At 72.0% G+C, this 22,787-nt stretch carries 19 protein-coding genes and 1 rRNA gene; 5 read left to right on the top strand and 15 right to left on the bottom strand.

The genetic code is table 11. From position 1 onward, the window contains the following. Window positions 1–61 precede the first annotated feature (61 nt). Together AQJ27_RS09710 and AQJ27_RS09705 are read right to left on the bottom strand one after the other, a co-directional pair. Window positions 62–688 carry an NUDIX domain-containing protein gene (locus AQJ27_RS09710; RefSeq protein WP_067364906.1) on the bottom strand — a complete coding sequence of 209 codons (627 nt, stop codon included), beginning with the start codon at window positions 686–688 and terminating at the stop codon, window positions 62–64. Between the two features lie 86 nt (window positions 689–774). Continuing rightward, window positions 775–2,424: a CTP synthase gene (locus AQJ27_RS09705; RefSeq protein WP_067364904.1), complete on the bottom strand. Its 1,650-nt coding sequence runs from the start codon at window positions 2,422–2,424 to the stop codon at window positions 775–777. A gap of 496 nt (window positions 2,425–2,920) precedes the next feature. Between AQJ27_RS09705 and AQJ27_RS09700 the strand changes: the two genes are divergently transcribed. The 3 genes from AQJ27_RS09700 to AQJ27_RS09690 all read left to right on the top strand — a co-directional run bounded on the left by AQJ27_RS09700 (window position 2,921) and on the right by AQJ27_RS09690 (window position 7,937). Then, window positions 2,921–4,723 carry a glycoside hydrolase family 15 protein gene (locus AQJ27_RS09700; protein ID WP_067366332.1) on the top strand — a complete coding sequence of 601 codons (1,803 nt, stop codon included), beginning with the start codon at window positions 2,921–2,923 and terminating at the stop codon, window positions 4,721–4,723. A gap of 166 nt (window positions 4,724–4,889) precedes the next feature. Next, entirely contained in the window at window positions 4,890–6,227 is a 1,338-nt protein-coding gene (locus AQJ27_RS09695; RefSeq protein WP_067364902.1) for an FAD-binding oxidoreductase, read from the top strand. A gap of 57 nt (window positions 6,228–6,284) precedes the next feature. After that, entirely contained in the window at window positions 6,285–7,937 is a 1,653-nt protein-coding gene (locus AQJ27_RS09690; protein WP_425275196.1) for a PucR family transcriptional regulator, read from the top strand. A gap of 15 nt (window positions 7,938–7,952) precedes the next feature. On the opposite strand, the gene AQJ27_RS09685 is transcribed toward AQJ27_RS09690, so the two are convergent. The 6 genes from AQJ27_RS09685 to AQJ27_RS09660 all read right to left on the bottom strand — a co-directional run bounded on the left by AQJ27_RS09685 (window position 7,953) and on the right by AQJ27_RS09660 (window position 14,180). Beyond that, window positions 7,953–9,089 carry a glycosyltransferase family 4 protein gene (locus tag AQJ27_RS09685; RefSeq protein ID WP_067364900.1) on the bottom strand — a complete coding sequence of 379 codons (1,137 nt, stop codon included), beginning with the start codon at window positions 9,087–9,089 and terminating at the stop codon, window positions 7,953–7,955. 259 nt (window positions 9,090–9,348) lie between these two features. Beyond that, a complete protein-coding gene (locus AQJ27_RS09680) occupies window positions 9,349–10,092 on the bottom strand; it encodes a hypothetical protein (RefSeq protein WP_067364897.1) in 744 nt (247 codons plus the stop codon). 194 nt (window positions 10,093–10,286) lie between these two features. Next, entirely contained in the window at window positions 10,287–12,005 is a 1,719-nt protein-coding gene (gene recN / locus AQJ27_RS09675; RefSeq protein WP_067366328.1) for a DNA repair protein RecN, read from the bottom strand. Window positions 12,006–12,143: 138 nt separating this feature from the next. Further along, window positions 12,144–13,049, bottom strand: a complete 906-nt coding sequence (locus AQJ27_RS09670; protein WP_067364895.1) for an NAD kinase — start codon at window positions 13,047–13,049, stop codon at window positions 12,144–12,146. Then, on the bottom strand, window positions 13,046–13,861 hold the full coding sequence (locus AQJ27_RS09665) for a TlyA family RNA methyltransferase (protein ID WP_067364893.1): 816 nt from the start codon (window positions 13,859–13,861) through the stop codon (window positions 13,046–13,048). Before AQJ27_RS09665 ends, AQJ27_RS09670 begins: the two co-directional genes overlap by 4 nt. A 7-nt stretch (window positions 13,862–13,868) precedes the next feature. After that, window positions 13,869–14,180 carry a hypothetical protein gene (locus AQJ27_RS09660; protein ID WP_067364891.1) on the bottom strand — a complete coding sequence of 104 codons (312 nt, stop codon included), beginning with the start codon at window positions 14,178–14,180 and terminating at the stop codon, window positions 13,869–13,871. A gap of 42 nt (window positions 14,181–14,222) precedes the next feature. On the opposite strand from AQJ27_RS09660, the gene AQJ27_RS09655 reads away from it, so the two are divergent. After that, window positions 14,223–14,570: an SCP2 sterol-binding domain-containing protein gene (locus AQJ27_RS09655; protein ID WP_060901712.1), complete on the top strand. Its 348-nt coding sequence runs from the start codon at window positions 14,223–14,225 to the stop codon at window positions 14,568–14,570. Here the strand turns inward: AQJ27_RS09655 and AQJ27_RS09650 are convergent. From AQJ27_RS09650 to AQJ27_RS09635, 4 genes are all read right to left on the bottom strand, one after another. Further along, window positions 14,554–15,471: an ABC transporter ATP-binding protein gene (locus AQJ27_RS09650; protein WP_079064888.1), complete on the bottom strand. Its 918-nt coding sequence runs from the start codon at window positions 15,469–15,471 to the stop codon at window positions 14,554–14,556. The two genes, AQJ27_RS09655 and AQJ27_RS09650, sit on opposite strands and share 17 nt — an antisense overlap. Further along, window positions 15,468–16,511, bottom strand: a complete 1,044-nt coding sequence (locus AQJ27_RS09645) for a FecCD family ABC transporter permease (protein ID WP_067364887.1) — start codon at window positions 16,509–16,511, stop codon at window positions 15,468–15,470. Before AQJ27_RS09645 ends, AQJ27_RS09650 begins: the two co-directional genes overlap by 4 nt. Further along, window positions 16,508–17,551 (bottom strand): FecCD family ABC transporter permease, encoded by a 1,044-nt coding sequence (locus AQJ27_RS09640; protein ID WP_067364884.1) that lies wholly within the window; start codon window positions 17,549–17,551, stop codon window positions 16,508–16,510. The genes AQJ27_RS09645 and AQJ27_RS09640 overlap by 4 nt, the downstream gene beginning before the upstream one ends. 92 nt (window positions 17,552–17,643) lie before the next feature. After that, window positions 17,644–18,672: an HAD hydrolase-like protein gene (locus AQJ27_RS09635; protein WP_067364882.1), complete on the bottom strand. Its 1,029-nt coding sequence runs from the start codon at window positions 18,670–18,672 to the stop codon at window positions 17,644–17,646. Between the two features lie 72 nt (window positions 18,673–18,744). Here AQJ27_RS09635 and AQJ27_RS09630 point away from each other — a divergent pair, with 72 nt between their 5' ends. Continuing rightward, entirely contained in the window at window positions 18,745–20,037 is a 1,293-nt protein-coding gene (locus AQJ27_RS09630) for a DUF1015 domain-containing protein (RefSeq protein WP_067364880.1), read from the top strand. A 105-nt stretch (window positions 20,038–20,142) separates the two neighbouring features. Here the strand turns inward: AQJ27_RS09630 and AQJ27_RS09625 are convergent, their stop codons facing one another. The 3 genes from AQJ27_RS09625 to rrf form a co-directional block, all read right to left on the bottom strand. Further along, window positions 20,143–21,018, bottom strand: a complete 876-nt coding sequence (locus AQJ27_RS09625; RefSeq protein ID WP_341866069.1) for a tetratricopeptide repeat protein — start codon at window positions 21,016–21,018, stop codon at window positions 20,143–20,145. After that, window positions 20,910–22,325 (bottom strand): hypothetical protein, encoded by a 1,416-nt coding sequence (locus tag AQJ27_RS57315; protein ID WP_162489347.1) that lies wholly within the window; start codon window positions 22,323–22,325, stop codon window positions 20,910–20,912. Before AQJ27_RS57315 ends, AQJ27_RS09625 begins: the two co-directional genes overlap by 109 nt. A gap of 230 nt (window positions 22,326–22,555) precedes the next feature. After that, window positions 22,556–22,672 (bottom strand): 5S ribosomal RNA (rrf, locus tag AQJ27_RS09620). Window positions 22,673–22,787: the final 115 nt, after the last annotated feature.

Below are 22,787 nucleotides of genomic sequence, written 5' to 3'. Positions count from 1 at the left end.
CACGGCGGGGACGTCCCCCGATCGGATCAGCCGATCGTAGGACTGATGGTGCCCGGGTGCGTCAGGACTCGAAGGGGCGGGCCGGCCAGGGCGCCTCGGCCGGGCGCAGCGCGTCGAGTCCGTCGCCGTCACGGGCGGCGACCAGGGAGAGGACGCCCACGACGAGACAGTTGTTGTGCAGTTCGCCGGCGAGCACCCCGCGCACGAGGTCGCCGACGGGGACCCGGGCCAGCTCCATGTCGGCCTCTTCGTCCTCGACCTCGAAGCGCTCCCCCTCGGCCTCGGAGAGATCGCGGGCGAGGAAGATCCGCACGGCCTCGGAGCAGCCGCCCGGGGTGGTGTAGACGTCGGTCAGCACCCGCCAGTCCTCGGCCTTGACGTGCGCCTCCTCGTACAGCTCGCGCTGGGCGGCGTGCAGCGGGTTCTCACCGGGCACGTCGAGGAGTCCGGCCGGGATCTCCCACAGCTTGTGGCGCACGGGGTGCCGGTACTGGCGCAGCACCACCGCGCGGTCATGTTCGTCGAGGGCGAGGACGGCCACGGAGCCGGGGTGGACCTGATAGTCGCGGCGGGCGACCGATCCGTCCGGCATGACCACGTCATCAGTGCGGACGGACGTCTTGTTGCCGACGAAGGGAGTCGCGGTGGCCCTGACTTCCCACTCCTCGGGGGTGTCCTTGATCGTCATGTCGCCCTGTTCCTCCTACGCACCGAACGAAAACCGGGGCACGTGTCCCAAAAGACGCGTACCCCGGCCACCGTACAGCCCTTGCGTTACTTGCCCGTCTTGCGCTCGACGGCGGCCTTGACCAGGCCCGCGAAGAGCGGGTGCGGGCGGGTCGGGCGGGAGCGCAGCTCGGGGTGCGCCTGGGTCGCGACCAGGTAGGGGTGCACCTCGCGCGGGTACTCGACGTACTCCACGAGCTTGCCGTCCGGGGAGGTGCCGGAGAACTGCAGACCGGCCTTCTTCTCCAGCTCGCCGCGGTAGGCGTTGTTCACCTCGTAGCGGTGGCGGTGACGCTCCTCGACGTACTCCTTGCCGTCGTACACCTCGCGCGCGATGGAGCCCTCGGCGAGCTTGGCCGGATACATGCCCAGCCGCATCGTTCCGCCCATGTCGCCCTCGCCCGCCACGATGTCGAGCTGCTCGGCCATCGTGGAGATGACCGGGTGGGCGGTGGCGGAGTCGAACTCGGTGGAGTTGGCGTCCGGGATGCCGGCCAGGTTGCGCGCGGCCTCGATCACGATGCACTGCAGGCCCAGACAGAGGCCGAGCAGCGGGATCTTGTTCTCGCGGGCGTACTGGATCGCGCCGACCTTGCCCGACACGCCACGGTCGCCGAAGCCGCCGGGGATGCAGATCGCGTCGACGTCGCCGAGCTGCTTCGCGGCGCCCGCCGGGGTCTTGCAGTCGTCCGAGGTGACCCACTTGATCTTCACGCGGGCCTTGTTGGCGAAGCCGCCGGCGCGCAGCGCCTCGGTGACCGAGAGGTAGGCGTCGGGCAGGTCGATGTACTTGCCGACGAGCGCGAGGTTGATCTCGTGGAGCGGGTTGTGGACGCGGTCGAGCAGGTCGTCCCAGGTCGTCCAGTCCACGTCACGGAAGGGCAGGTCCAGCTTGCGCACGACGTAGGCGTCCAGGCCCTCGGTGTGCAGCACCTTCGGGATGTCGTAGATCGACTTGGCGTCGATGGCCGCGACCACGGCCGCCTCGTCGACGTCGCACATCAGCGAGATCTTGCGCTTGATGGCGGTGGGCACCTCGCGGTCGGCGCGCAGCACGATCGCGTCCGGCTGGATACCGATGTTCCTGAGAGCCGCGACCGAGTGCTGGGTCGGCTTGGTCTTCAGCTCGCCGGAGGGGCCGATGTAGGGCAGCAGCGAGATGTGGACCACGAACACGTTGTCCCGGCCGACCTCGTGCCGGACCTGGCGGACGGTCTCCAGGAAGGGCAGCGACTCGATGTCGCCGACCGTGCCGCCGACCTCGGTGATGACGACGTCGACGTCGTCGGTCGCCATACGCCGGATGCGGTGCTTGATCTCGTTGGTGATGTGCGGGATGACCTGCACGGTGTCGCCCAGGTACTCGCCGCGCCGCTCCTTGGCGATGACCGTCGAGTACACCTGTCCTGTAGTGACATTGGCGGAGCCGTCCAAGTCAACGTCGAGGAAGCGCTCGTAGTGTCCGATGTCCAGGTCGGTCTCGGCGCCGTCGTTGGTGACGAACACCTCGCCGTGCTGGAACGGGTTCATGGTGCCCGGGTCGACGTTCAGGTAGGGGTCGAGCTTCTGCATGGTGACCCGCAGGCCCCGCGCCTTGAGCAGCGCACCCAGGCTGGAGGCGGTCAGGCCCTTACCGAGGGAGGAGGCGACACCCCCGGTGACGAAGATGTGCTTGGTCGTCGTGGATTTGGGCGGCATGGCCAAGAGGGGGCTCCCGTGGTCGCGGTCTGGGGTGCGTACCGGCGTGGTGTCCGAAGATTTCCGGAGGTGCCGTCGCTGCGGTTCGGGGGTTTCGTGCCCACCGGTCCACGGGCTACCAGGGTATCAGCGACCCGAGGAGGCTGCTTCCGGCCACGCTCCGCACACACATCGGCACAGACCACACACAGCACTCACTCGATCGGACCAGCCGGGTTGCCTGGAGCGGCACGCGGATCACCCACGTGCGTCGTATCCTGCTCGGACACTCGCTGCCGAGTCCGGCCGGCACGCGGCACCATCCCCGCCCGTATCCCGGAACCACGAGAGCTCGTCAGTTCGTTTCGCAACGACAATCGCACCGATAATTGACGTTCCGCAACGACGCTTTACCAACGTTCTAACGTTCAATCTTCTAACGTTTTAACGTTCCTGTTCCCTGACCGCAGAGCGACCGCCCCTCGGGGGCGACGTGGCCGTTCGACTGGAGATGCACGTGGCCGGGCGCATCGAGGACTACGCACTCATCGGAGACATGCAGACCGCAGCACTGGTCTGCCGGGACGGCACAGTGGACTGGCTGTGCCTGCCCCGCTTCGACTCCCATGCCATCTTCGCGGGACTGCTCGGTACGGAGGAACACGGATTCTGGCGGCTCGGGCCCGCCCACGCGGCCGACGCCGAACCTCCGACGGCGGCGCGCCGCACGTACCGCGGCGACTCGCTGATCCTGGAATCCGAGTGGGACACCCCACGCGGCACGGTCCGCGTGACCGATTTCATGCCGCCGCGCGACGGCGCGCCCCAGCTGATCCGGATCGTGGAAGGCGTCACGGGCCGGGTCCCGATGCGCTCCGCGCTGCGGATGCGTTTCTCGTACGGCCGTGTCGTGCCCTGGGTGCACAAGCACGAGGGGCGCACGGTCGCCGTCGCCGGACCCGACTCGGTGTGGTTCGACACCGCCTGCGAGACCTACGGCAAGGCGCTGACCACGTACGCGGACTTCACGGTGGCACCAGGTGACCGGATCGCGTTCACCATCTCGTGGGAACCCTCGCACAAGAAGCCCCCCGCGCTGCCCGAGCCGGAGCAGGCCCTGGAGGCCACCGAGGACTTCTGGCGCGACTGGGTCGACCAGTGCACGTACCACGGCCCCTACCGCGAGGCCGTCGTCCGCTCACTGATCACCCTCAAGGCCCTGACGTACGCCCCCACGGGCGGCATCGTCGCCGCGCCCACCACCTCCCTCCCGGAGGAGATCGGCGGCGTACGCAACTGGGACTACCGCTACACCTGGCTGCGCGACGCCGCGATCACCCTCTCCTCCCTCCTGCGCACCGGCTACCGCGAGGAGGCCCGCGCCTGGCGTGAATGGCTGCTGCGCGCCGTGGCGGGCGACCCGGAGAACCTGCAGATCATGTACGGCATCGCGGGCGAGCGGGAGTTGGGCGAGGCGGAGCTCGACTGGCTGCCCGGATACGAGAACTCGGGGCCCGTACGGGTCGGCAACGGCGCCGCGCACCAGCTTCAGCTGGACGTGTACGGCGAGGTCATCGAGGCCCTGCACCTGGCCCACATGACGGGCCTGTCCCGCAACGACTACGCCTCGCTCCTCCAGCTGAAGCTGATCCGCTACCTGGAGGACCACTGGGACCAGCCGGACGAGGGCATCTGGGAGGTCCGCGGCCCGCGCCGCCACTTCGTGCACTCCAAGGTGATGGCCTGGGTCGCCGTCGACCGCACGATCAAGCTCATCGAGTCCGGTGACGCGGACGGCCCGCTGGAGAAGTGGCGCGAACTGCGCGACGACATCCACCGGGACGTGTGCGAGAAGGGCTACGACAAGGAGCGCAACACCTTCACGCAGTCGTACGGCTCCAAGGAACTGGACGCCTCGCTGCTCCTCATCCCGCAGATGGGCTTCCTCCCCCCGGACGACAAGCGCGTGATCGGCACCATCGAGGCGATCCAGCGCGAGCTGTCCACCTCGGACGGCTTCATCCTGCGCTACCCGACCACCGGCGAGGACGCGGGCGTGGACGGCCTCGAGGGCGACGAGGGGGCCTTCCTGGCCTGCTCCTTCTGGATGGCGGACGACCTGGCGATGATCGGCCGCGTCGACGAGGCCCGCAAGCTCTTCGAAAGGCTCCTGGCCCTGCGCAACGACCTGGGCCTCCTGGCCGAGGAGTGGGATCCCCGCCTCCAGCGCCAGGTGGGCAACTTCCCCCAGGCCTTCAGCCACGTGCCCCTGATCGACACGGCCCTGAGGCTGACGGCGAGCGGGGCATACGGCGGCTGACAACGACCGCGACAGCGGCCCGCGCTCCCCTTGCGGGGGGCGTGGGCCGCGGCCTTTGGGGGCGCGGGGAACTGCGCGACCAGCCCTCACCGACCCGCAGCCTCGCAACAAGCCCCTAGGCTGAAAGCAGTCCCGTCCCCTACTGAAAAAAAAGGGGGCAACTGCGGTGTCCCCCTTCTCGAAGGCCCACACCCGCCTCGCCGCCCTCCGCGCGGACCTGACCGGCGACGCTTTCAGGCCAGAAGACCCTGGCTACGACAACGCCCGCAAGCTCTTCAACACCCGCATCGACCGCCACCCCGCAGTGATCGCCCAGTGCGCGACCACGGCGGACGTGGTCCATTGCGTCCGCTTCGCCCGGGACCTGGACCTCCACATCGCGATCCGGGCCGGCGGCCACAGCCCGGCCGGGATGTCGCTCAACGACAACGGCCTGGTCATCGACCTGCGCCGGATGCGCACGGTGACCGTCGACCCCGGCTCCCGGACGGTACGGGTCGAGGGCGGCGCCCTCATGAGCCACCTCGACCAGGCCACCCGGCCCCACGGCCTGGCCACCACCGGCGCCCGGAACTCGACCACCGGCGTGGCCGGCTTCGCCCTCGGCGGCGGCACCGGCTGGCTCGACCGCGCCTTCGGCCTCGCCGTCGACAACCTGCTCGGCGTCGAACTGGTCACGTCCGACGGCTCGCGGATCCGGGCCACCGATCACGAGAACCCGGAACTCTTCTGGGCCCTGCACGGAGGCGGCGGCAACTTCGGCGTCGCCACCGCGCTGACCCTGAGACTGCACCCGCTGCCGGAGTTCTCGATCGCCCTGCTGACATACCGCCCGGAGTCCGGCCGGGACGTGGTCCGCGGCTACCGCGAGATCATCGAGGCCGCCCCGCCGGAGACCGGCGGCGGCATCATCCGCACACAGCTGGTCGACGCGCTCCTGACGTACCCGGGCCCCGCACAGGACCTCCGCAAGCTCGCCCGGCCGCTGCTGGCGCTGCCGCACGAGGCCGTGGTCCTCACGCCCCTCCCCTACGCCGCCTTCCAGCGCATCCTGGACAGCCCGCCGGGCCTGAGGAACCACTCTTCCGCCGAGTCCCTGACCGGTCTGCCCGACGAGGCCGTGGACGTCTTCTGCGAGCTGGGGAACGTCATGCCCGTGCCCGCGACCACCCGGTACTCGCTGTTCCCGCAGGGGGCCGCGGTCGCCTCGGGCCCGGACCGCTTCCCGGTGCCGTTCCGGGACGCCCGGTGGACCGTGCACCCCTTCGGGATGTGGGAGGACCCGGCCGACGACAGGCGCTGCGTCCAGTGGGTCGAGGACGTGCGCGCCGCCTTCCGGCCGTGGAGCACCGGCGCGGTCTGCCTCAACCTCGTCGGCGACGAGGGAGCCGACCGCGTGGTGGCCGGCCTCGGCGCCGGGAACATCCGACGGCTGGCCGCGGTGAAAGCCGCGTACGACCCGGACAACGTCTTCCGCTTCAACCACAACATCCTGCCCCGGTAGTGAGCGGCCCGGCCTCGGACATGCCTCCGGGAGGCCTCCCCGGGTAGCGTCCGCTGCATGGACAGCCGTTTGGACAGCCACTTGGACAGTCGATACGACACCCAGGGCGCCGGAATCACCGTGCAGCGGGCTCTGGAGCTGCCCGGGCTGCGCAGCGGGCTGCCGGAGATCCTCGCGGGCGCCGACCGGCTGGGCCGCACCGTGCGCTGGGTGCACGCGGGCGAGGTCCCGAACATCGCCTCGCTCCTCAAGGGCGGCGAGCTGCTCCTGACCACGGGCTACGGCCTCGGCACCCGCCCCGCCGACCAGCGCGCGTTCGTCCGCACGCTCGCGGAGCGCGGTATCGCGGCGCTCGTCGTGGAGCTCGGCCCGCGCTTCACCCGGCTGCCCTCGGCCCTCGTGGACACGGCGCGCTCCGCCGGTCTCCCGCTGGTCCAGCTGCACCGCGAGGTGCCCTTCGTGGCGGTCACGGAGGAGATCCACACCGAGATCGTCAACGGCCACTACGCGCTGCTGCAGCGGGCCGAGGAAGTGCACCGGCGCTGTACCGAGGCCCTGCTCGGCGGCGGGGGCATACCCCAGGTCCTCGGCATCCTCGCCGACTTCAGCGGCAACCCCGTCTTCCTGGAAACCGCGGACGGACAGCTCCTGTACGCCGCGGGGGCCGGCTCCGCGGGCGCCGATCCGCTCCAGGTGTGGGAGGGGATGCGCGGCCAGCACAAGGAGGAGCCGCCCGCCGGGACGACCCTCGTGGACGTGCCGGGCGGCGGCCCCGGCACCGGTTCGGTACGCGCCCGGCTGGTCCTCCTGCCCGTCAGCGCCCCGGTCGCCCCCGTGCACCGGATCGCGGCGGAGCGGGCCGCGGGCATCCTGGCCGTCGTCCTCATGCAGGCCCGTCAGGAGGAGGAACTCGCGGCACGCGGACGCGGCGACTTCCTCACCGACCTCGCGGAAGGCCGTATCGCCGCCGAGGACGCCCCCGCACAGGCCCGCGTGCTCGGCTTCAAGCCCGGCAACAGCCCGCTCCTGCCGGTCGTGATGCGGCTCGCCGACGGCCCCTCCCCCGGTGGCGGCTGGGCCGTCCTGGCGCGCGCGGTCGCGGAGGAGCTGGCCTCGGTGGGAGTGCCGGTCCTTCTGGGCGTACGCCCGGTCGAGGGCCGCGTCCCCCTGCTGCTGGGCCTGCGTTCGGAGTCCGAACGCGCGGCGGTCGCGGACCGGGTCGCGGCGGCCCTCAGGGCGGGTGTGGAGCGCGCGGGCATGCAGCGGCCGGGGGCCCAGCCGCCCGTGGTGGTGGTCGGGGTCGCGGGCGGCTGGGCGGCGGCCTCGGCGGGCCTGCGGCACGCGGCGGAGACGGCCACGGCCGCGCAGGGCCTGACGGACCGCCCCTGGTACGACGCCCGCCGCCTCGACACCGACCTGCTCCTGTGGCGGCTGCGCGACCATCCGGACCTGGCGGCCTTCGTGGACCGCGCCATCGGCCCCCTCCGCGACCACGACCTCCGCTCCAAGCCGCCGCTGCTGCCCACGCTGGAGACGTACCTGGCGCACGCGGGCCGCAAGGCGGAGACGGCGCGCGAGCTGCACCTGAACCGGCAGACCCTCTACAACCGGCTCGCCCGGATCGGGGAGTTGCTGGGCACGGACCTGGACGACCCGCAGACGGTACTGGCGTTGAGCCTGGCACTACGAGCGCGACGGCACGTGCCCTGAGCCACCGGACGGCTCCTAGGCAAGGGGCCTTGTCTGGGTCAACTCGTCGTAGACGCTGAGCACTTGGGCGACGGTCTCGTCCTCGGTCGGCCAGGTCGCGGCCTGCCGCACCCCCCGCTCCTTGAGCAACTCCCGGCGATCATCGTCCCCGAGCAGCCGTACGACGGCCGCGGCGAGCGCGTCGGCGTCCGCGCGCGGGACGAGTTCGGCCGCGTCGCCGACCAGTTCGGGGATACCTCCGACGGCGGTCGCGACGAGCGGCACACGCGCGTGCAGGGCCTCCTGGGCGAGCACGGAACGGGACTCCCGACCGCTCGGCAGCACCGCGAGATCGGAGGCCAGGAGCAGCTCGGAGACGTCGTCGCGCCGCCCGACGAGCCGCACCGGCAGCTCCTCGTCCTCGATCCGCCGCTGGAGGGCCGCCCGCAGCGGCCCCTCCCCGGCGATCACCAGGAGCGGCACGGGGTCGAGCGAGCGCCACGCGCGCGAGGCGTCCAGCAGGGTGTCGTATCCGCGGTGCCGGTCGAGGGAACCGACGGCCATGAGCAACGGGCGTTCGGTGGCGCCGAGTTCGGCCCGCGCCTTGTGGCGGAGCCGGTCGGGGTCCCCGTACTCGACGGCCTTGCGTGGCGTCGGGAACGCGACGGCCGCGAGCCGGGCGTCCCGTGCCCCGCGCCTGCGGGCGCGGTCCACGAGGTCGGACGAGGAACCCAGCACCACCGCCGCGGCCCTGGCGACCCGCCGCTCCAGCAACCGCAGCAGATGCGCCCGCGCGCCCTCCGCGTGCGAACGGGTGTGCCAGGTGACGACGAGCGGGGTGCGCCGCCCGCTGAGCGCGAGCGCGGCCCGCAGCGCGGCGTGCAGCCCGTGCGCGTGCACGAGGTCGGCGTCCGCGCAGGCCGCCCGCAGCGCGGCCACGGCGGCCGGATCGCTGCTGCGCGGCACGGGAACGTGCTGGGCGCCGACGCCACTGAACCCGTACGCGAGGTCGGCCTCGGCGGGTGCGCACACGGTGACCCGCACCCCCCGGGCGACGAGCCCCGAGGCCAGCGACCGCACATGCACGCTGCTGCCCGCGCTTGCGCCGCCGAGCACCTGCACGGTGCGCAGCGGCGACTGACCGTGCGGTGAGTGGCTGCTCACGTGGCTCACGTGGCCGGGGCTCCTGGTTTCGGCGTCGGACGGGCACGGAGAACGTACAGGGGGGAAAGGCAGAGGGGGGGTACCGCACGTCGTGCTCCGCGTACTACGCCAAGGATGCCAGGCCGTACGGGTGTTCCGGGACCGCCATCGGAGCAAGCCTCGCGGCGCAGCGCCCAACTCGACCACACCTGTCACCCACAAGAGTGACAAGTCGCGTGTCTTCGCGACGGGTTGTCCTTCGCTGGACGCCCGACGGGGTGTCCGCCCCTCACCCCAGCGCTCGCGCGACCGTCTCGCTGACCTTGTCCCCGTACACGGTCGCGGCCACCAGCGCCGCGGCATGGGCGAGGAGCCCGGCCCGCCCGTTGCCCGCGACGATCGCGCTGCCCAGCGCGGCGCCGAGCGCGTGGGCCCCGGTGTCGCCGATCATCGCGCGCTGGCCGAGGTCGTCGGGGAACACGGCCGCCGCCGCGCCCATCGCCGCGGCCGACAGCCGCCCGGCGGGTCCGCCCCGCAGCAGCCCCGGAGCCCCCAGCGCGAGCACCGCGCCGGCGGCCCGCCCCGGCCGGACATCCACGAGGTTGACGAAGTGCGCGCTCCCGGCGATCACGACCCCCGCGAGCAGCTTGTCCACAGGCCGCTCCTTGAGCAGCGCCCCCGCCACCAGCCCCGCGGCCGAGATCCCGAACAGCTTGACCGCCCCGCTGGTCACCTCACCGTCCTTCAGCGCCCCCAGATGCGCCCGGAACCCCCGGCGCGGGTCCCCCGCCCCGACCACGTCGTCGTACGCGCCGCACGCCCCGGCGGCCAGGACCGCGGCCCCGGCACCCCGGTGGACGCGCGCGGCCGCGAGCGCCGCTCCGAGGGCGGTGGCGGGGCCGGCGTACAACTCGACGGTGCGTCCGGCGTAGTTCGTACGCTGCCAGCGCTCCGGGCCACCCGGGGCCTTGGTGCGCAGGCCTGCGAGGGTGGCGCGGGTGGCGGCGACGGCGGTACCGAAGCTGGTGATCATGCGACGACTCCAGGGGCCCGCGGAGCGGGCGGGGTCGGGGGCGCGGAGCGGCCGAAGGGGCGGGGAACGCGCCGCGGAGCGGCCGAAGGGGCGGGGAACGCGCCGCGGAGCGGCGAAGATAAGGACCGCGGAGCGGTCAAGGCGCCCGTCGCGGAGCGACGCAAAAAGCCGGCCCCGCCCGCGGACGCAGGGAACTACCGGTCGCCCCGAGCCGTGGCCAGCAACTCCTCCGCATGCGCCCGGGCCGTCTCCGAGTCCTCCTGCCCCGCCAGCATCCGGGACAGCTCCCGAATCCGCTCCTCCCCCTCGAGCACCTTCACCCCGGAGCGCGTCACAGACCCGTCGTTGGTCTTCTCGACCAGCAGCTGCCGGTCGGCGAACGCGGCGACCTGCGGCAGATGGGTCACCACGACGACCTGGGCGCTCTTGGCGAGCTTGGCCAGCCGCCGCCCGATCTCGACCGCGGCCTTGCCACCCACACCGGCGTCGACCTCGTCGAAGAGATACGTCGGCACAGGGTCGGTCCCCGCGAAGACGACCTCCACCGCGAGCATCACGCGTGAGAGCTCACCACCGGAGGCCCCCTTGGCGATGGGCCGCGGCGGCGCCCCGGGATGCGGGGCGAGCAGCAGCTCGACCTCGTCCACGCCCGCGGGCCCGTACGCGACGGTGCGCCCGCCGAGTTCCACGCCCTCGGGGTCGTCGCTCTGCCGGATCTCGAACGACACGCGCGCGTGCGGCATGGCGAGCGAGGCCAGCTCGGCGGTCACGGCGGCGGCGAACCGTTCGGCGGCCTCGGTGCGGGCATCCGTCAGCGCCTGCGCAAGCCCGCCCAGTTCGGCCCGCAGCGCGTCCCGCTCGCCGGTCAGCTCGTCGATCCGCTCGTCGTCGCCGTCGAGTTCGAGGAGCCGCGCGGCGCCCTGCTCGGCCCACGCGAGTACGGCGTCGATGTTCTCGCCGTACTTCCGGGTCAGCTGGGTGAGCGCGGCGCGGCGCTCCTCCACGGCCGCGAGCCGCAACGGATCGGCGTCGAGGTCGTCGGCGTACCCGGCCAGCTCCCCCGCCACGTCGCGCAGCAGGATGTTGATCTCCCCGATCCGCCCGGACAGCCCGGCGAGCGCGGCGTCGTGCGACCGTACGGCCTCCAGGGCCCGGTGCGCGCCCGCGACGAGCGTGGCCGCGTCGATGCCCTCGGGGTCCTCGGGATTGCCCGCGAGCGCGGCGTGGGCGGCCGTGGCGGCGGACGCGAGCGCCTCCGCGTGCCCGAGCCGCTCCGCCTCCGCCGACAGTTCCGCGTCCTCGCCGGCGCGCGGCTCGACCGCGGCGATCTCGTCGAGTCCGAAGCGCAGCAGGTCGGCTTCCTGGGCCCGCTCACGCGCGCGTGTGGTGATCTCGTCCAGCTCGGCCGAGATGGCCCGCAGCCGCCGGTAGGCCCCCGCGTACTTGGCGAGCGGCACGGCGACCGCGTCCCCGGCGTACCGGTCGAGCGCCTGCCGCTGCCGGGACAGTTTGAGCAGCCCCTGCTGGTCGGTCTGCCCGTGCACGGCCACCAGCTCGTCGGCCAGCTCGGCGAGCACGCCGACCGGGACGGAACGGCCGCCCAGGTGTGCCCGTGAGCGTCCCTCGGCCGAAACGGTACGGCTGATCAGCAGCGCGCCGTCGTCGAGCTCGGCGCCCGCCTCCTCGGCCCGTACGATCGCCGTACCGCCCGTGGGTACGGTGATCCGCCCCTCCACGACGGCGTTCTTGGCGCCGATCCGTACGAGGGCGGGGTCCGCGCGCCCGCCGAGCAGCAGCCCGAGGCTGGTGACCACCATCGTCTTGCCCGCACCGGTCTCACCGGTCACGGCGGTGAAGCCTGGTGACAGCTCGACGACCGCGTCGTCGATGACTCCGAGCGACCGTATCCGCATCTCCTCCAACACGGACACGACCTTACGAGGTCCAGCCACGGATGTGCGACGGCCCCCGCCCCGCAGCCGCGAACCCGCAGGTGACAAGCACCTACAAACAGTGCCTTGTCACCCACGGGAGTGGACCTGACGGGAGTGTCAGTGCGGCGCCCCGCGCCAGCCGGAAACCGGCAGCGCGAACTTGGCCACCAGCCGGTCGGTGAACGAGGCGTGGTGCAGCCGGGCCAGCCGCACCGGCACGGCCCCCCGCCGTACCTCGACCCGCGCCCCCGGCGGCAGCTCCACCGTCCGCCGCCCGTCGCACCACAGCACCCCCGGCGGAATGTGCGGCAGCACCTCCACCGCGAGCACCGAGTTCGGCGAGGTCACCATCGGCTTGGCGAACAGCGCGTGCGCGCTGATCGGCACCATGAGCAGCGCCTCGACCTCGGGCCAGACGACGGGTCCGCCGGCGGAGAAGGCGTACGCCGTGGACCCGGTCGGGGTCGCGCAGACGATGCCGTCGCAGCCGAAGCCGGTGACCGGCCGCCCGTCGATCTCCAGGATGACCTCGAGGAGCTTCTCGGCGGAGACCTTCTGCACGGCGGCCTCGTTGAGCGCCCAGTCGGTGTGCACGATGTCGCCGTTCTGGTGGACGACGACGTCGACGGTCATGCGTTCCTCGACCTCGTACGCCTTGGTCACGACCCGGTCGACGACCTTGTCGAGGTCGTCACGCTCGGCCTCCGCGAGGAAGCCGACGCTGCCGAGGTTGACGCCGAGCATCGGCACGCCGGAGGCGCGGGCGAACTCGGCGCCGCGCAGCAGTGTGCCGTCACCGCCGAGCACGATCAGCAGTTCGCATCCGTCGAGGCACTGCGGAGTGGCTTCCTTCACCAGCTCCACCTCGGGCGGCAGCGGCAGATCGGCCGCCTCCGCCTCCAGCACACGCACCCCGATCCCGGAGCGCAGCAGCCCCTGGACCACGAGTTCTGCGCTGCGGATCGCGGCCGGCCGCCCGGTGTGGGCGAGCAGGAAAACAGTACGAGCTCGGGTCTCTGTCAACGCGGCCCCTCCGCCACTGCACGGTCAACGTCGGCCGGGTCGAGTTCGGGTGCCTCGGCACGCAGCCACAGAAAGTACTCGACATTGCCCGAGGGTCCGGGCAGCGGACTCGCGGTCACGCCCTTCACCCCGAGCCCCAGCTCCGCGGCCCGCCGGGCCACTCCGCGCACCGCCTCGGCGCGCAGTTCCGGACTGCGTACGACTCCACCACTCCCCAGCCGTTCCTTCCCCACCTCGAACTGCGGCTTGACCATCATCACCAGATCGGCGTCGGGCGCCGCGCACCGCACGAGGGCGGGCAGCACCAGGCCGAGCGGGATGAAGGACAGATCCCCGACAACAAGATCCACGGGCTCCCCATCGATCGCCTCCAACGTCAACTCGCGTACGTTCGTACGGTCCTTGACGGTGACGCGTTCATCGCTCTGCAGAGACCAGGCGAGTTGACCGTAGCCGACGTCGACGGCGACGACATGGGAGGCGCCCGAGCGCAGCAGTACGTCGGTGAAGCCTCCGGTGGACGCTCCGGCGTCCAGCGCCCGCCGCCCCTCGACCTTCAGTCCCTGGGGTACGAAGGCCGCCAGGGCGCCCGCGAGCTTGTGCCCGCCGCGCGAGACGTAGTCGGGGTCGCTGTCGTCCTGGGTGACCACGATCGCGGCCGCGGTCTCCACCTGGGTGGCGGGTTTGGTCGCGAGGGTCTTGCCGACGCTCACCCGGCCGGCGGCGATCAGCTGGCTGGCGTGCTCGCGCGAGCGGGCGAGCTTCCGGCGGACCAGCTCGGCGTCGAGGCGGCGGCGTGCCACTCCTGCCACGTTGGGTTCAGCTCCTGCGGTCGTACGGTGTAGGGGGCGCCGGAGGTCCCGGGCGGGCGTCGAGCGCGGTCAGCGCGTCGCGCAGCCCCCGGTGTACATCCTCGTACACCTCGACATGTCCGTCCGTGGCGAGGTGGTCGGCGTCGCCCAGCCGGTCGAGCTGGGCGTCGACCTCGGCGTTCCCGGTGGGGGTGCGGTCCACGTCCAGCGGGGCCGGGGCGGCGGGGTCGTACTCGAGTTCGGGTTCGACCTCGACCGGAACCTCGGGCTCCGGCGTCGGGCCCTGCGGAGCCCCGGCCTCCGACACTGACTCGTTCATGCCCCGACGCTACCTCGAAGCGCTGCGGTACCGTCGACCGCGATGGCCACGATTGAGGAGTGCCGCAGCGCACTCGACAAGCTCTCGGACAACATGGCGGGCGCGGACGGGAACGTACGCGAGGCGGCGGCCCTGGACCGCTCGCTCAGCTGCCGAATCACCGACCTCGACATCACCTTCGTCGGTCGCCTCAAGGACGGCCGGATCGAGGTGCTCGACACCCTCCAGGGCCCACCCGTCGAGAAGGCCCAGATCAGACTCGCCATGTCCGGCGACGATCTGGTCGCCATGGTCGACGGGCAGCTGAACTTCGCGAAGGCCTGGGGCTCGGGCCGGGTGCGGCTGGAGGCGGCCCTGCTCGACCTGTTCCGCCTCAGGAAGCTTCTGTAGCGGCTGCGGCGGCGACCTTCACGCGGGCCTTGCGTGCCGCGGGCACCACCAGCGGCGTCCCGGTCTCCGGGTCGTCGATGACCTGGCAGCGCAGCCCGAAGACCTCCTCGACCAGTTCGGCCGTGACGATGTCGTTCGGCGCGCCCTCGGCGATGACCCGGCCCTCGCGCAGGGCGATGAGGTGGGTGGCGTACCGGGCCGCGTGATTGAGGTCGTGCAGGACGGCGACCAGGGTGCGTCCCTGCTCCTCGTGGAGTTCGGCGCACAGATCGAGCACGTCGATCTGGTGCTGGATGTCGAGGTAGGTCGTCGGCTCGTCGAGCAGCAGCAGCGGGGTCTGCTGGGCGAGTGCCATGGCGATCCACACGCGCTGCCGCTGGCCGCCGGACAGTTCGTCGACATAGCGATCGGCCAGTTCGGCGACGCCGGTCGAGGCCATCGACTCCTGTACGACCCGCTCGTCCTGCGCCGACCACTGGCGCAGCAGGCCCTGGTGCGGATAGCGGCCCCGGCCGACCAGGTCGCCGACCGTGATCCCGTCCGGCGCGATCGACGACTGCGGCAGCAGCCCGAGCGTCCTGGCCACCTTCTTCGCGGGCATCGACTGGATGACCTGCCCGTCGAGCAGCACCCGTCCCTCGGAGGGCTTGAGCATCCGCGACAGGGCGCGCAGCAGCGTGGACTTGCCGCAGGCGTTCGGGCCGACGATCACGGTGAAGGAGTTGTCGGGGATCTCCACCGACAGCTTCTCCGCGATGACGCGCTGGTCGTAGCCGAGGGTGACGTTGTCGGCGGACAGGCGGTTCACAGTGCTCCTTCGAGTGTTCTTGTTCGCCTGGGTGTTCTTATGCGCCTGGGTGTTCACAAGCGCCTGGGTGTTCCTGTTCGCCGCGGCGCTCATATCCGGCCCGCCTTGCGCTCGGTGACCAGCAGCCACAGCAGATAGATCCCGCCCAGGACCCCCGTCACGACGCCGACGGGCAGCTGATCGGCGCCGAAGGCCCGCTGCGAGGCCCAGTCAGCGACGATCAGCAGGGTCGCGCCCATGCACATCGACGGCACCAGGTTCGGCCCCGGCGAGCGGGTCAGCCGCCGGGCGAGCTGCGGCGCGGTGAGCGCCACGAAGCCGACCGGGCCCGCGGCCGCGGTGGCACCGGCGGTGAGCAGCACGGCGGCCAGCATCAGCAGCAGTCGTACGCGCTCGACGCGCACTCCGAGGGCGTACGACACGTCGTCGCCCATCTCCATCATGCGCAGCCCGCGCGCGTTGCCGAGGACGAACGGGACGAGGACGGCGCACAGGACGAGCAGCGGCCAGACCTGCGCCCAGTCACGGCCGTTGAGGGAGCCGGTCATCCAGACGATCGCGCGGGCCGCGTCGACGATGTCCGCCTTGGTCAGCAGATAGCCGTTGACCGCCGTGACGATCGCGGAGACTCCGATACCGACCAGGACCAGTCGGTATCCGTGCACGCCCCGCTTCCAGGCGAGCAGATAGATGGCGAACCCGGTCACCAGGCCGCCGACGAGCGCTCCCAGCGCGACCTCGTTCGCGCTGCCCGAGAACAGCACGATCATGATGAGCGCCCCGGCCGTCGATCCCTGGCCGACGCCGAGGACGTCCGGGCTGCCCAGCGGGTTGCGGGAGATGGACTGGAACAGCGCCCCGCCGAGCCCGAGCGAGGCCCCGACCAGCAGGCCGACGAGCACCCTAGGCAGCCGCAGGTCGTTGACGATGAACTCCTGGCCCGCGTTCCCGTTGCCGACGAGCGTCTTGAGGACGTCGACGGCCGGGATCGGGAAGTCGCCGGTGCCGATCAGCACCACGCTCGCGGCGAGCGCGGCCACCAGCAGCAGCACGACGACGGTGAACGCCCGGACGTCGAACCGGACGGAGAGGCCGCCGCGCGTCCGCACGGCTCGGGTACGTGTGGTCGTCACAGCTGGGCCGTCCTCCGCCGTCGTACGAGATAGATGAAGACCGGCCCGCCGAGGACCGCGGTGACGATGCCGACCTGCAGCTCCGCGGGCCGAGCGACCATCCGCCCCACGACGTCGGCGCCGAGGAGCAGCACGGGCGACAGCACGGTCGCGTACGGCAGGATCCAGCGCAGGTCGGGCCCGGTGAAGGAGCGGACCACATGCGGGACCATGAGCCCGACGAAGACGATCGGCCCGCAGGCGGCGGTCGCGGCGCCGCACAGCACGGTGGCGGCGGCCATGGACAGCGCCCGGGTGCGGTTCAGGTCGGCGCCGAGCGCGCGGGCGGTGTCGTCGCCCATGGCCATGGCGTTCAGGGGCCGGGCGAGCGCCAGCGCGACGACCGTACCGACCACCAGGAAGGGCAACACCTGCCTGATGGTCGAGTCGGTGGCCGAGGCCAGCGAACCCACCGTCCAGAAGCGCATCTTGCCGAGCGCAGCGTCGTCCATGATCATCACGGCCTGCAGATAGCCGTAGAGCGCGGCGCTGATCGCCGTGCCGGCGAGCGCGAGCCGCACCGGGGTGGCGCCGCGGCTGCCACCCAGGAACCAGACCAGCGCCCCGACCGCGGCCGCGCCGAAGAAGGCGAACCACACATAGCCGCTCAGGCTCGTGACACCGAAGTAGGTGATGGCGGTGACGACCGCGGCGGACGCACCCGCGTTGATGCCGAGCAGCCCGGGGTCGGCCAGCGGATTGCGGGTGAGTGCCTGGAGGACGGCGCCCGACAGTCCGAGCGCGGCGCCGACGAGCAGCCCGAGGACGGTACGCGAGATCCGGTCGTCCACCACGACGTCGGAGTACGTCCCGGTGCCATGGAACAGGCCGTGCCAGACCTGGTCCAGCGGCAGCGCTTTCGCACCGATCGCGATACTCGCCAACGCGACGAGCACCAGGAGGGCCAGGGACGCGAGGAGCCCAGCGGCGCGTATCGCCTGACGGCTTGGGGGCGCGGGGGCGGTCTCCGCGCGCTGTTCGGGGGGACTGTCGACCAACACGTGGTTAGGTTAGCCTACCCTCGCTCACGCTTCGATCCCGGGTGACTACGCCCCACCGCCGACGAGCCCCACCGCCGACGAGCCCTGGGCCCTCAGAGCCCCAGCCGCGCCAGCGCCTTCCCCCCGTCCAGCTCGCACGTCCCGTCCCCCGCGGCCGTCCACGCCGCCGCGCACAGCGCCCGCAGCCCGTCGAGCGCCTCACCGTCGCCCGCGAGCTCCAGATGCTCGCTCCCGGCCTGCGCCGTCCAGCCGCCGCAGCGGAACCCGTCACCCTCCTCCACGACCTCCGGCTGCCCGGTGAGCAGCCCGCGCAGATCCTCGTCCACATACGTCGGCCGGTGCTGCGGCGGGGCGGCGAGGAGCTGTGCGCCGTCCGTCACCCCGGTGAGCACGAGCAGCGAGTCCACCTCGCCGTTGAACGCGCCCTCGATGTCCGTGTCCAGCCGGTCGCCGACCACCAGCGGCCGCTTCGCCCCGGTCCGCAGGATCGTCTCGCGGTGCATCGGGGGCAACGGCTTGCCCGCCACCTGCGGCTCGGCGCCCGTGGCGATGCGTACGACCTCCACCGCGGCCCCGTTCCCGGGCGCGATCCCCCGCGCGCTCGGGATCGTCAGGTCGGTGTTGGACGCGAACCACGGCACCCCGCGCGCGACGGCGTAGGAGGCCTCCGCGAAGCGCCCCCAGGGCAGGTCGGGACCGCCGAACCCCTGGACGACCGCCGCCGGGTCGTCGTCCGCCGACTCGACCGGTTCGAGCCCGCGCTCGCGCAGCGCGACCCGCAGTCCCTCGCCGCCGATGACCAGCACGCGCGCACCTGCGGGCACCTGCTCGCTGATCAGCCGCGCCACGGCCTGCGCCGAGGTGATGACGTCATCGGCGACCGTCGGTATGCCGAGCTCGCTCAGATGCTCCGCCACCGCATCGGGCGTACGCAGCGCATTGTTCGTGACATACGCGAGGTGCAGCCCTCCCGAACGGGCCGTGCCCAGTGACGCCACGGCGTGCGCGATCGCGTTGCCGCCCGCGTACACCACGCCGTCGAGGTCGAGCAGAGCCGTGTCGTAGGCGTCACTCAGGGCCTGTTCACTGGCCTCGGGCCGGGTCCTGGCGGTCTGGCTCATTACGCATCGCTCCTCGTTCGATCTCTTTCCCCCGATCATCCCGCACAGCGTCTGCACACTTACGATGCCTCAATGAACTATGCAGGTCCCGCGGAGGAGACCCCGGCGCGCAGCGGCCTCGAACTGACCCCGTTCCGGGGCCTGCGCTACGACCCCGACCGGGTCGGCAGCCTCGCCGCCGTGACATCTCCGCCGTACGACGTCATCGTGCGGCCGGACGGTCTGCTCCACCTCGAGTCCGCCGACCCGCACAACATCGTCAGGCTGATCCTCCCCCAGGACACGACCCCGACGGCCCGCAACCGCCAGGCGGCGGACACCCTGCACGACTGGGTGTCCGAAGGCGTCCTGGCCGCCGACCCCGAGCCGGGCCTGTACGTCTACGAGCAGCACGACGACGGGATGCTGCAACGCGGCATCATCGGCGCCCTGCGCCTGTCGGAGCCGTCCGCCGGCGTCGTTCTCCCGCACGAGGACGTCATGCCGCACATCATCGCGGACCGTGCGGCCCTGATGCGTGCCACCTCGGCCAACCTCGAACCGCTGCTGCTGACCTACCGCGGCAACGGCTCCCGGGTGGGCACGGCCGCCGTCATCGAGCGCGCCGCGGAGGGCGACCCGCTGCTCTCGACGACCACGGAGGACGGTTTCAACCACCGCCTGTGGGCGATCACCGACCCGGCGGACCTGGCCGAGATCCAGACGGATCTCGGCCGGCACCAGGCTCTCATCGCGGACGGCCACCACCGCTGGGCGACGTACCTGCGGCTACGCGCCGAGCACCCCTCGCCCAGCCCCTGGGACTACGGTCTCGTGCTCCTGGTGGACACCGCGCGCTACCCGCTCCGGGTCCGCGCGATCCACCGCCTGCTGCACAATCTGCCGGTCGCGGAGGCGCTGACCGCCCTCACGGACTCGTTCCGCGTACGTCACCTCGACGTTCCGCTCCCTGAGGCCCTGGAAGCCCTCGCCGCGGCCGCCGCCGAGGGCAACGCCTTCCTCCTCGCGGGCGACGGCTCGTTCCACCTGGTCGACCGCCCCTCCCCGGACCTCCTCGCCCGTACGGTCCCGGCGGACCGCCCCGAGGCCTGGCGCACCCTGGACGCGACCGTCCTGCACGCCACACTCCTGGCCCACATCTGGGGCATCCCGGAGGACTCGCCCGCCCACATCGCGTACATCCACGACACGGCCGCCACGGTGGACAAGGCGGAGCGCGACGGCGGCACGGCCGTCCTGATGCATCCGGTCCGCGAGGAGGTCGTACGCGACCTCGCCCGCCAGGGCGTCACGATGCCCCGCAAGTCGACGTCGTTCGGCCCGAAGCCGGCGTCGGGGCTGGTACTGCGGGCGCTGCCTCTCTGAGGCGCCCAGGCGAGGCTCCCAGGCGAGAACAGGGGCTGAAACGCCACGGGCGGCGGGATCCCTTCCGGAATCCCGCCGCCCGTGTCCTACGACTACCGCTGTACGTCAGCCCCGCGGAGCATCGTCATCGTCGTCGGCCTCGACGACCGGCTTGGTCTGCTCGGCCTCGACGATGTCGAAGTCATCGTCGTCCTCATCGTCGTCCTCGGTCCCGACCTCGATGTCGGTGTCGGCCTCGATCTCGTCCTCAGCCTCAGCTTCGGTCGCGACCTCGACCTCGACCTCGACGTCGTCCTCGTGCTCGACGAGCGCGTCGACGAACTCGACGCCGTCCAGTTCGGCAAGCCGGTCGGAGGCGTCCGTGCTGCCGTCCTTGTCGGACTCGACGGCCTTCGCGAACCACTCGCGCGCCTCGTCCTCACGACCGGCGGCCAGCAGCGCGTCGGCGTAGGCGTAACGCAGGCGGGCCGTCCAGGGCTGCACGGAGTTCGAGGCGAGCTCCGGGCTCTGGAGCGTCACGATGGCGGCGTCGAGCTGCCCCATGTCGCGCCGGGCGCCGGCCGCCACGAGCCGCATCTCGACCTGACCGGCCTTGTCCAGCTTGTGCACCTCGGGCGCACCCGCCATGTCCAGCGCCTTCTCGGGCCGGCCCAGGCCGCGCTCGCAGTCCGCCATGACGGGCCACAGGTCCACGTTCCCGGTCATACGGCGAGCCGCCCTGAACTCGGCGAGCGCCTCGCTGTACTTCTGGTTGGCGTACGCGGCGAACCCGGCCGCCTCGCGTACGGCGGCCACACGCGACGCCAGCCGCAGGGCGATCTTCGAGTACGCGTACGCGCCCTCGGGGTCCTCGTCGATGAGCCGGGCGACCATCACCAGGTTCCTGGAGACGTCCTCCGCAAGCCCCTTCGGCAGGCTGAGCAGTTCCTGCCGTACGTCGGCGTCGATCTCCTCGCCCGTGACGTCATCGGGGATCGGCAGCCGCTTGATCGGCTCACGGTCCCGGTCCCGGTCGCGGTCGTCGCGGCCACGGAAGCCGCCACCGCGTCGGTCGTCGCCCCGACGGTCGTCACGGCCACGGAAGCCACCGGGGCCACCGGTGCCACCGGGACGGCCACCCCGGTCGTCACGACGGGGGCCACCGCGTCCGCGGTCGTCGCGCCCCCGGTCGTCACGGGCGCGGAAACCGCCGCCACGGCTGTCGTCACGACGGTCGTCGCGCCGGTCGTCCCGCCTGTCGTCGCGGCGGAAGGCCGGACGGTCGCCCTCACGACGGTCGTCACGGCGGTCGTCCCGACGGTCATCACGGCGGAAGTCACCGCGGTCGTCGCGCCGGAAACCGCCGCCACCGCCAGCACGGTTGTCGTCCCGACGGAACCCACCGCGGTCGTCGTCACGACGAGGACCACCACTGGGGCGCTCGTCACGACGGAACCCACCGCGGTCGCCGCTGTCGCGACGGTCATCACGGCGGTCATCGCGACGGAACCCACCGCGGTCGTCGTCACGACGGGGACCACTGCTGGGGCGGTCGTCACGACGCGGGCCACTGCTAGGCCGGTCGTCGCGGCGCGGGCCGCTGCTGGGCCGGTCGTCACGACGGAACGCCGGACGGTCCCCTTCGCGACGGAACCCGCCACGGTCGTCGCCCCGACGGTCGTCACGCCGGAAGTCACCGCGATCATCACGGCGGAAGCCGCCGCGGTCGCCGCTGTCGCGACGGTCATCACGGCGATCGTCGCGACGGAACCCACCGCGGTCGTCGCCTCGGCGATCGTCACGCCGGTCGTCCCGACGGTCGTCACGACGGAAGTCACCGCGGTCGTCGCGCCGGAAACCGCCGCCACCGCCACCACGGTTGTCGTCCCGACGGAACCCACCGCGGTCGTCGTCACGACGAGGACCACCACTGGGGCGGTCGTCGCGGCGCGGGCCGCTGCTGGGGCGGTCGTCACGACGGAACGCCGGACGGTCCCCGTCCCGACGGACCCCACGGTCACGGTCGTCGCGACGCGGACCACTGGTGGGTCGGTCGTCACGGCGGAACGGCGGGCGACCGCCCCGGTCGCCCTCACGCCGGTCGTCACGGCCACGGAAACCGCCGCCGCCACGGTTGTCATCGCGGCCGCCACCACGGCTGTCGTCACGCCGGTTGTCGTCGCGCCGGTTGTCGTCGCGCCGGTTGTCGTCGCGCCGGAAACCGCCGCCACCACCACCGCGGTTGTCGTCCCGACGGAACCCACCCCGGTCGTCGTCACGACGCGGACCACCGCTGGGGCGGTCGTCACGCCGGTCGTTGTCGCGGCGCGGACCTCCGCGGTAACCGCCGCGGTCACCACTGTCCCGGCGGCGCTGATCGCGCTCCGGTCGCTCGTCGGGAGAGTTGGTGGACATGGTGACTCCTGTCATCGGTACCGCAAGTCATTCTCGCGCAGCCGGGTACCCGGCGCGCTTCGGAAAAGCAAAAAAGGACCTCTGGTCCCAGCGAGTCGCTGGGACCAGAGGTCCTCCAAAGATTGTTCGGCGGCGTCCTACTCTCCCACAGGGTCCCCCCTGCAGTACCATCGGCGCTGTGAGGCTTAGCTTCCGGGTTCGGAATGTAACCGGGCGTTTCCCTCACGCTATGACCACCGAAACCCTTTCAGACACCCCGCGATAAAGCGGAGTCTTGAACGGGCAGCGAACAAGCACACTATTCAATTGATTAGTGGAACTGTTCAGCCAGCACAACCGTTCGTTGTCTGGGAACT

Source organism: Streptomyces olivochromogenes, from assembly GCF_001514115.1.
Classification (GTDB): domain Bacteria; phylum Actinomycetota; class Actinomycetes; order Streptomycetales; family Streptomycetaceae; genus Streptomyces; species Streptomyces olivochromogenes.
The sequence above is the reverse complement of the archived record's forward strand: the minus strand, read 5'-3'. Positions and strand labels throughout refer to the sequence as shown.

Excerpts from the sequence above, each read along its gene's own strand:
- AQJ27_RS09710 (WP_067364906.1), bottom strand. The coding sequence starts at position 688 with ATGACGATCAAGGACACCCCCGAGGAGTGGGAAGTCAGGGCCACCGCG.
- AQJ27_RS09705 (WP_067364904.1), bottom strand. The coding sequence starts at position 2,424 with ATGCCGCCCAAATCCACGACGACCAAGCACATCTTCGTCACCGGGGGT.
- AQJ27_RS09690 (WP_425275196.1), top strand. The coding sequence starts at position 6,285 with ATGGACAGCCGTTTGGACAGCCACTTGGACAGTCGATACGACACCCAG.
- AQJ27_RS09680 (WP_067364897.1), bottom strand. The coding sequence starts at position 10,092 with ATGATCACCAGCTTCGGTACCGCCGTCGCCGCCACCCGCGCCACCCTC.
- recN (WP_067366328.1), bottom strand. The coding sequence starts at position 12,005 with ATGCGGATACGGTCGCTCGGAGTCATCGACGACGCGGTCGTCGAGCTG.
- AQJ27_RS09660 (WP_067364891.1), bottom strand. The coding sequence starts at position 14,180 with ATGAACGAGTCAGTGTCGGAGGCCGGGGCTCCGCAGGGCCCGACGCCG.
- AQJ27_RS09655 (WP_060901712.1), top strand. The coding sequence starts at position 14,223 with ATGGCCACGATTGAGGAGTGCCGCAGCGCACTCGACAAGCTCTCGGAC.
- AQJ27_RS09650 (WP_079064888.1), bottom strand. The coding sequence starts at position 15,471 with ATGAGCGCCGCGGCGAACAGGAACACCCAGGCGCTTGTGAACACCCAG.
- AQJ27_RS09635 (WP_067364882.1), bottom strand. The coding sequence starts at position 18,672 with ATGAGCCAGACCGCCAGGACCCGGCCCGAGGCCAGTGAACAGGCCCTG.
- AQJ27_RS09630 (WP_067364880.1), top strand. The coding sequence starts at position 18,745 with ATGAACTATGCAGGTCCCGCGGAGGAGACCCCGGCGCGCAGCGGCCTC.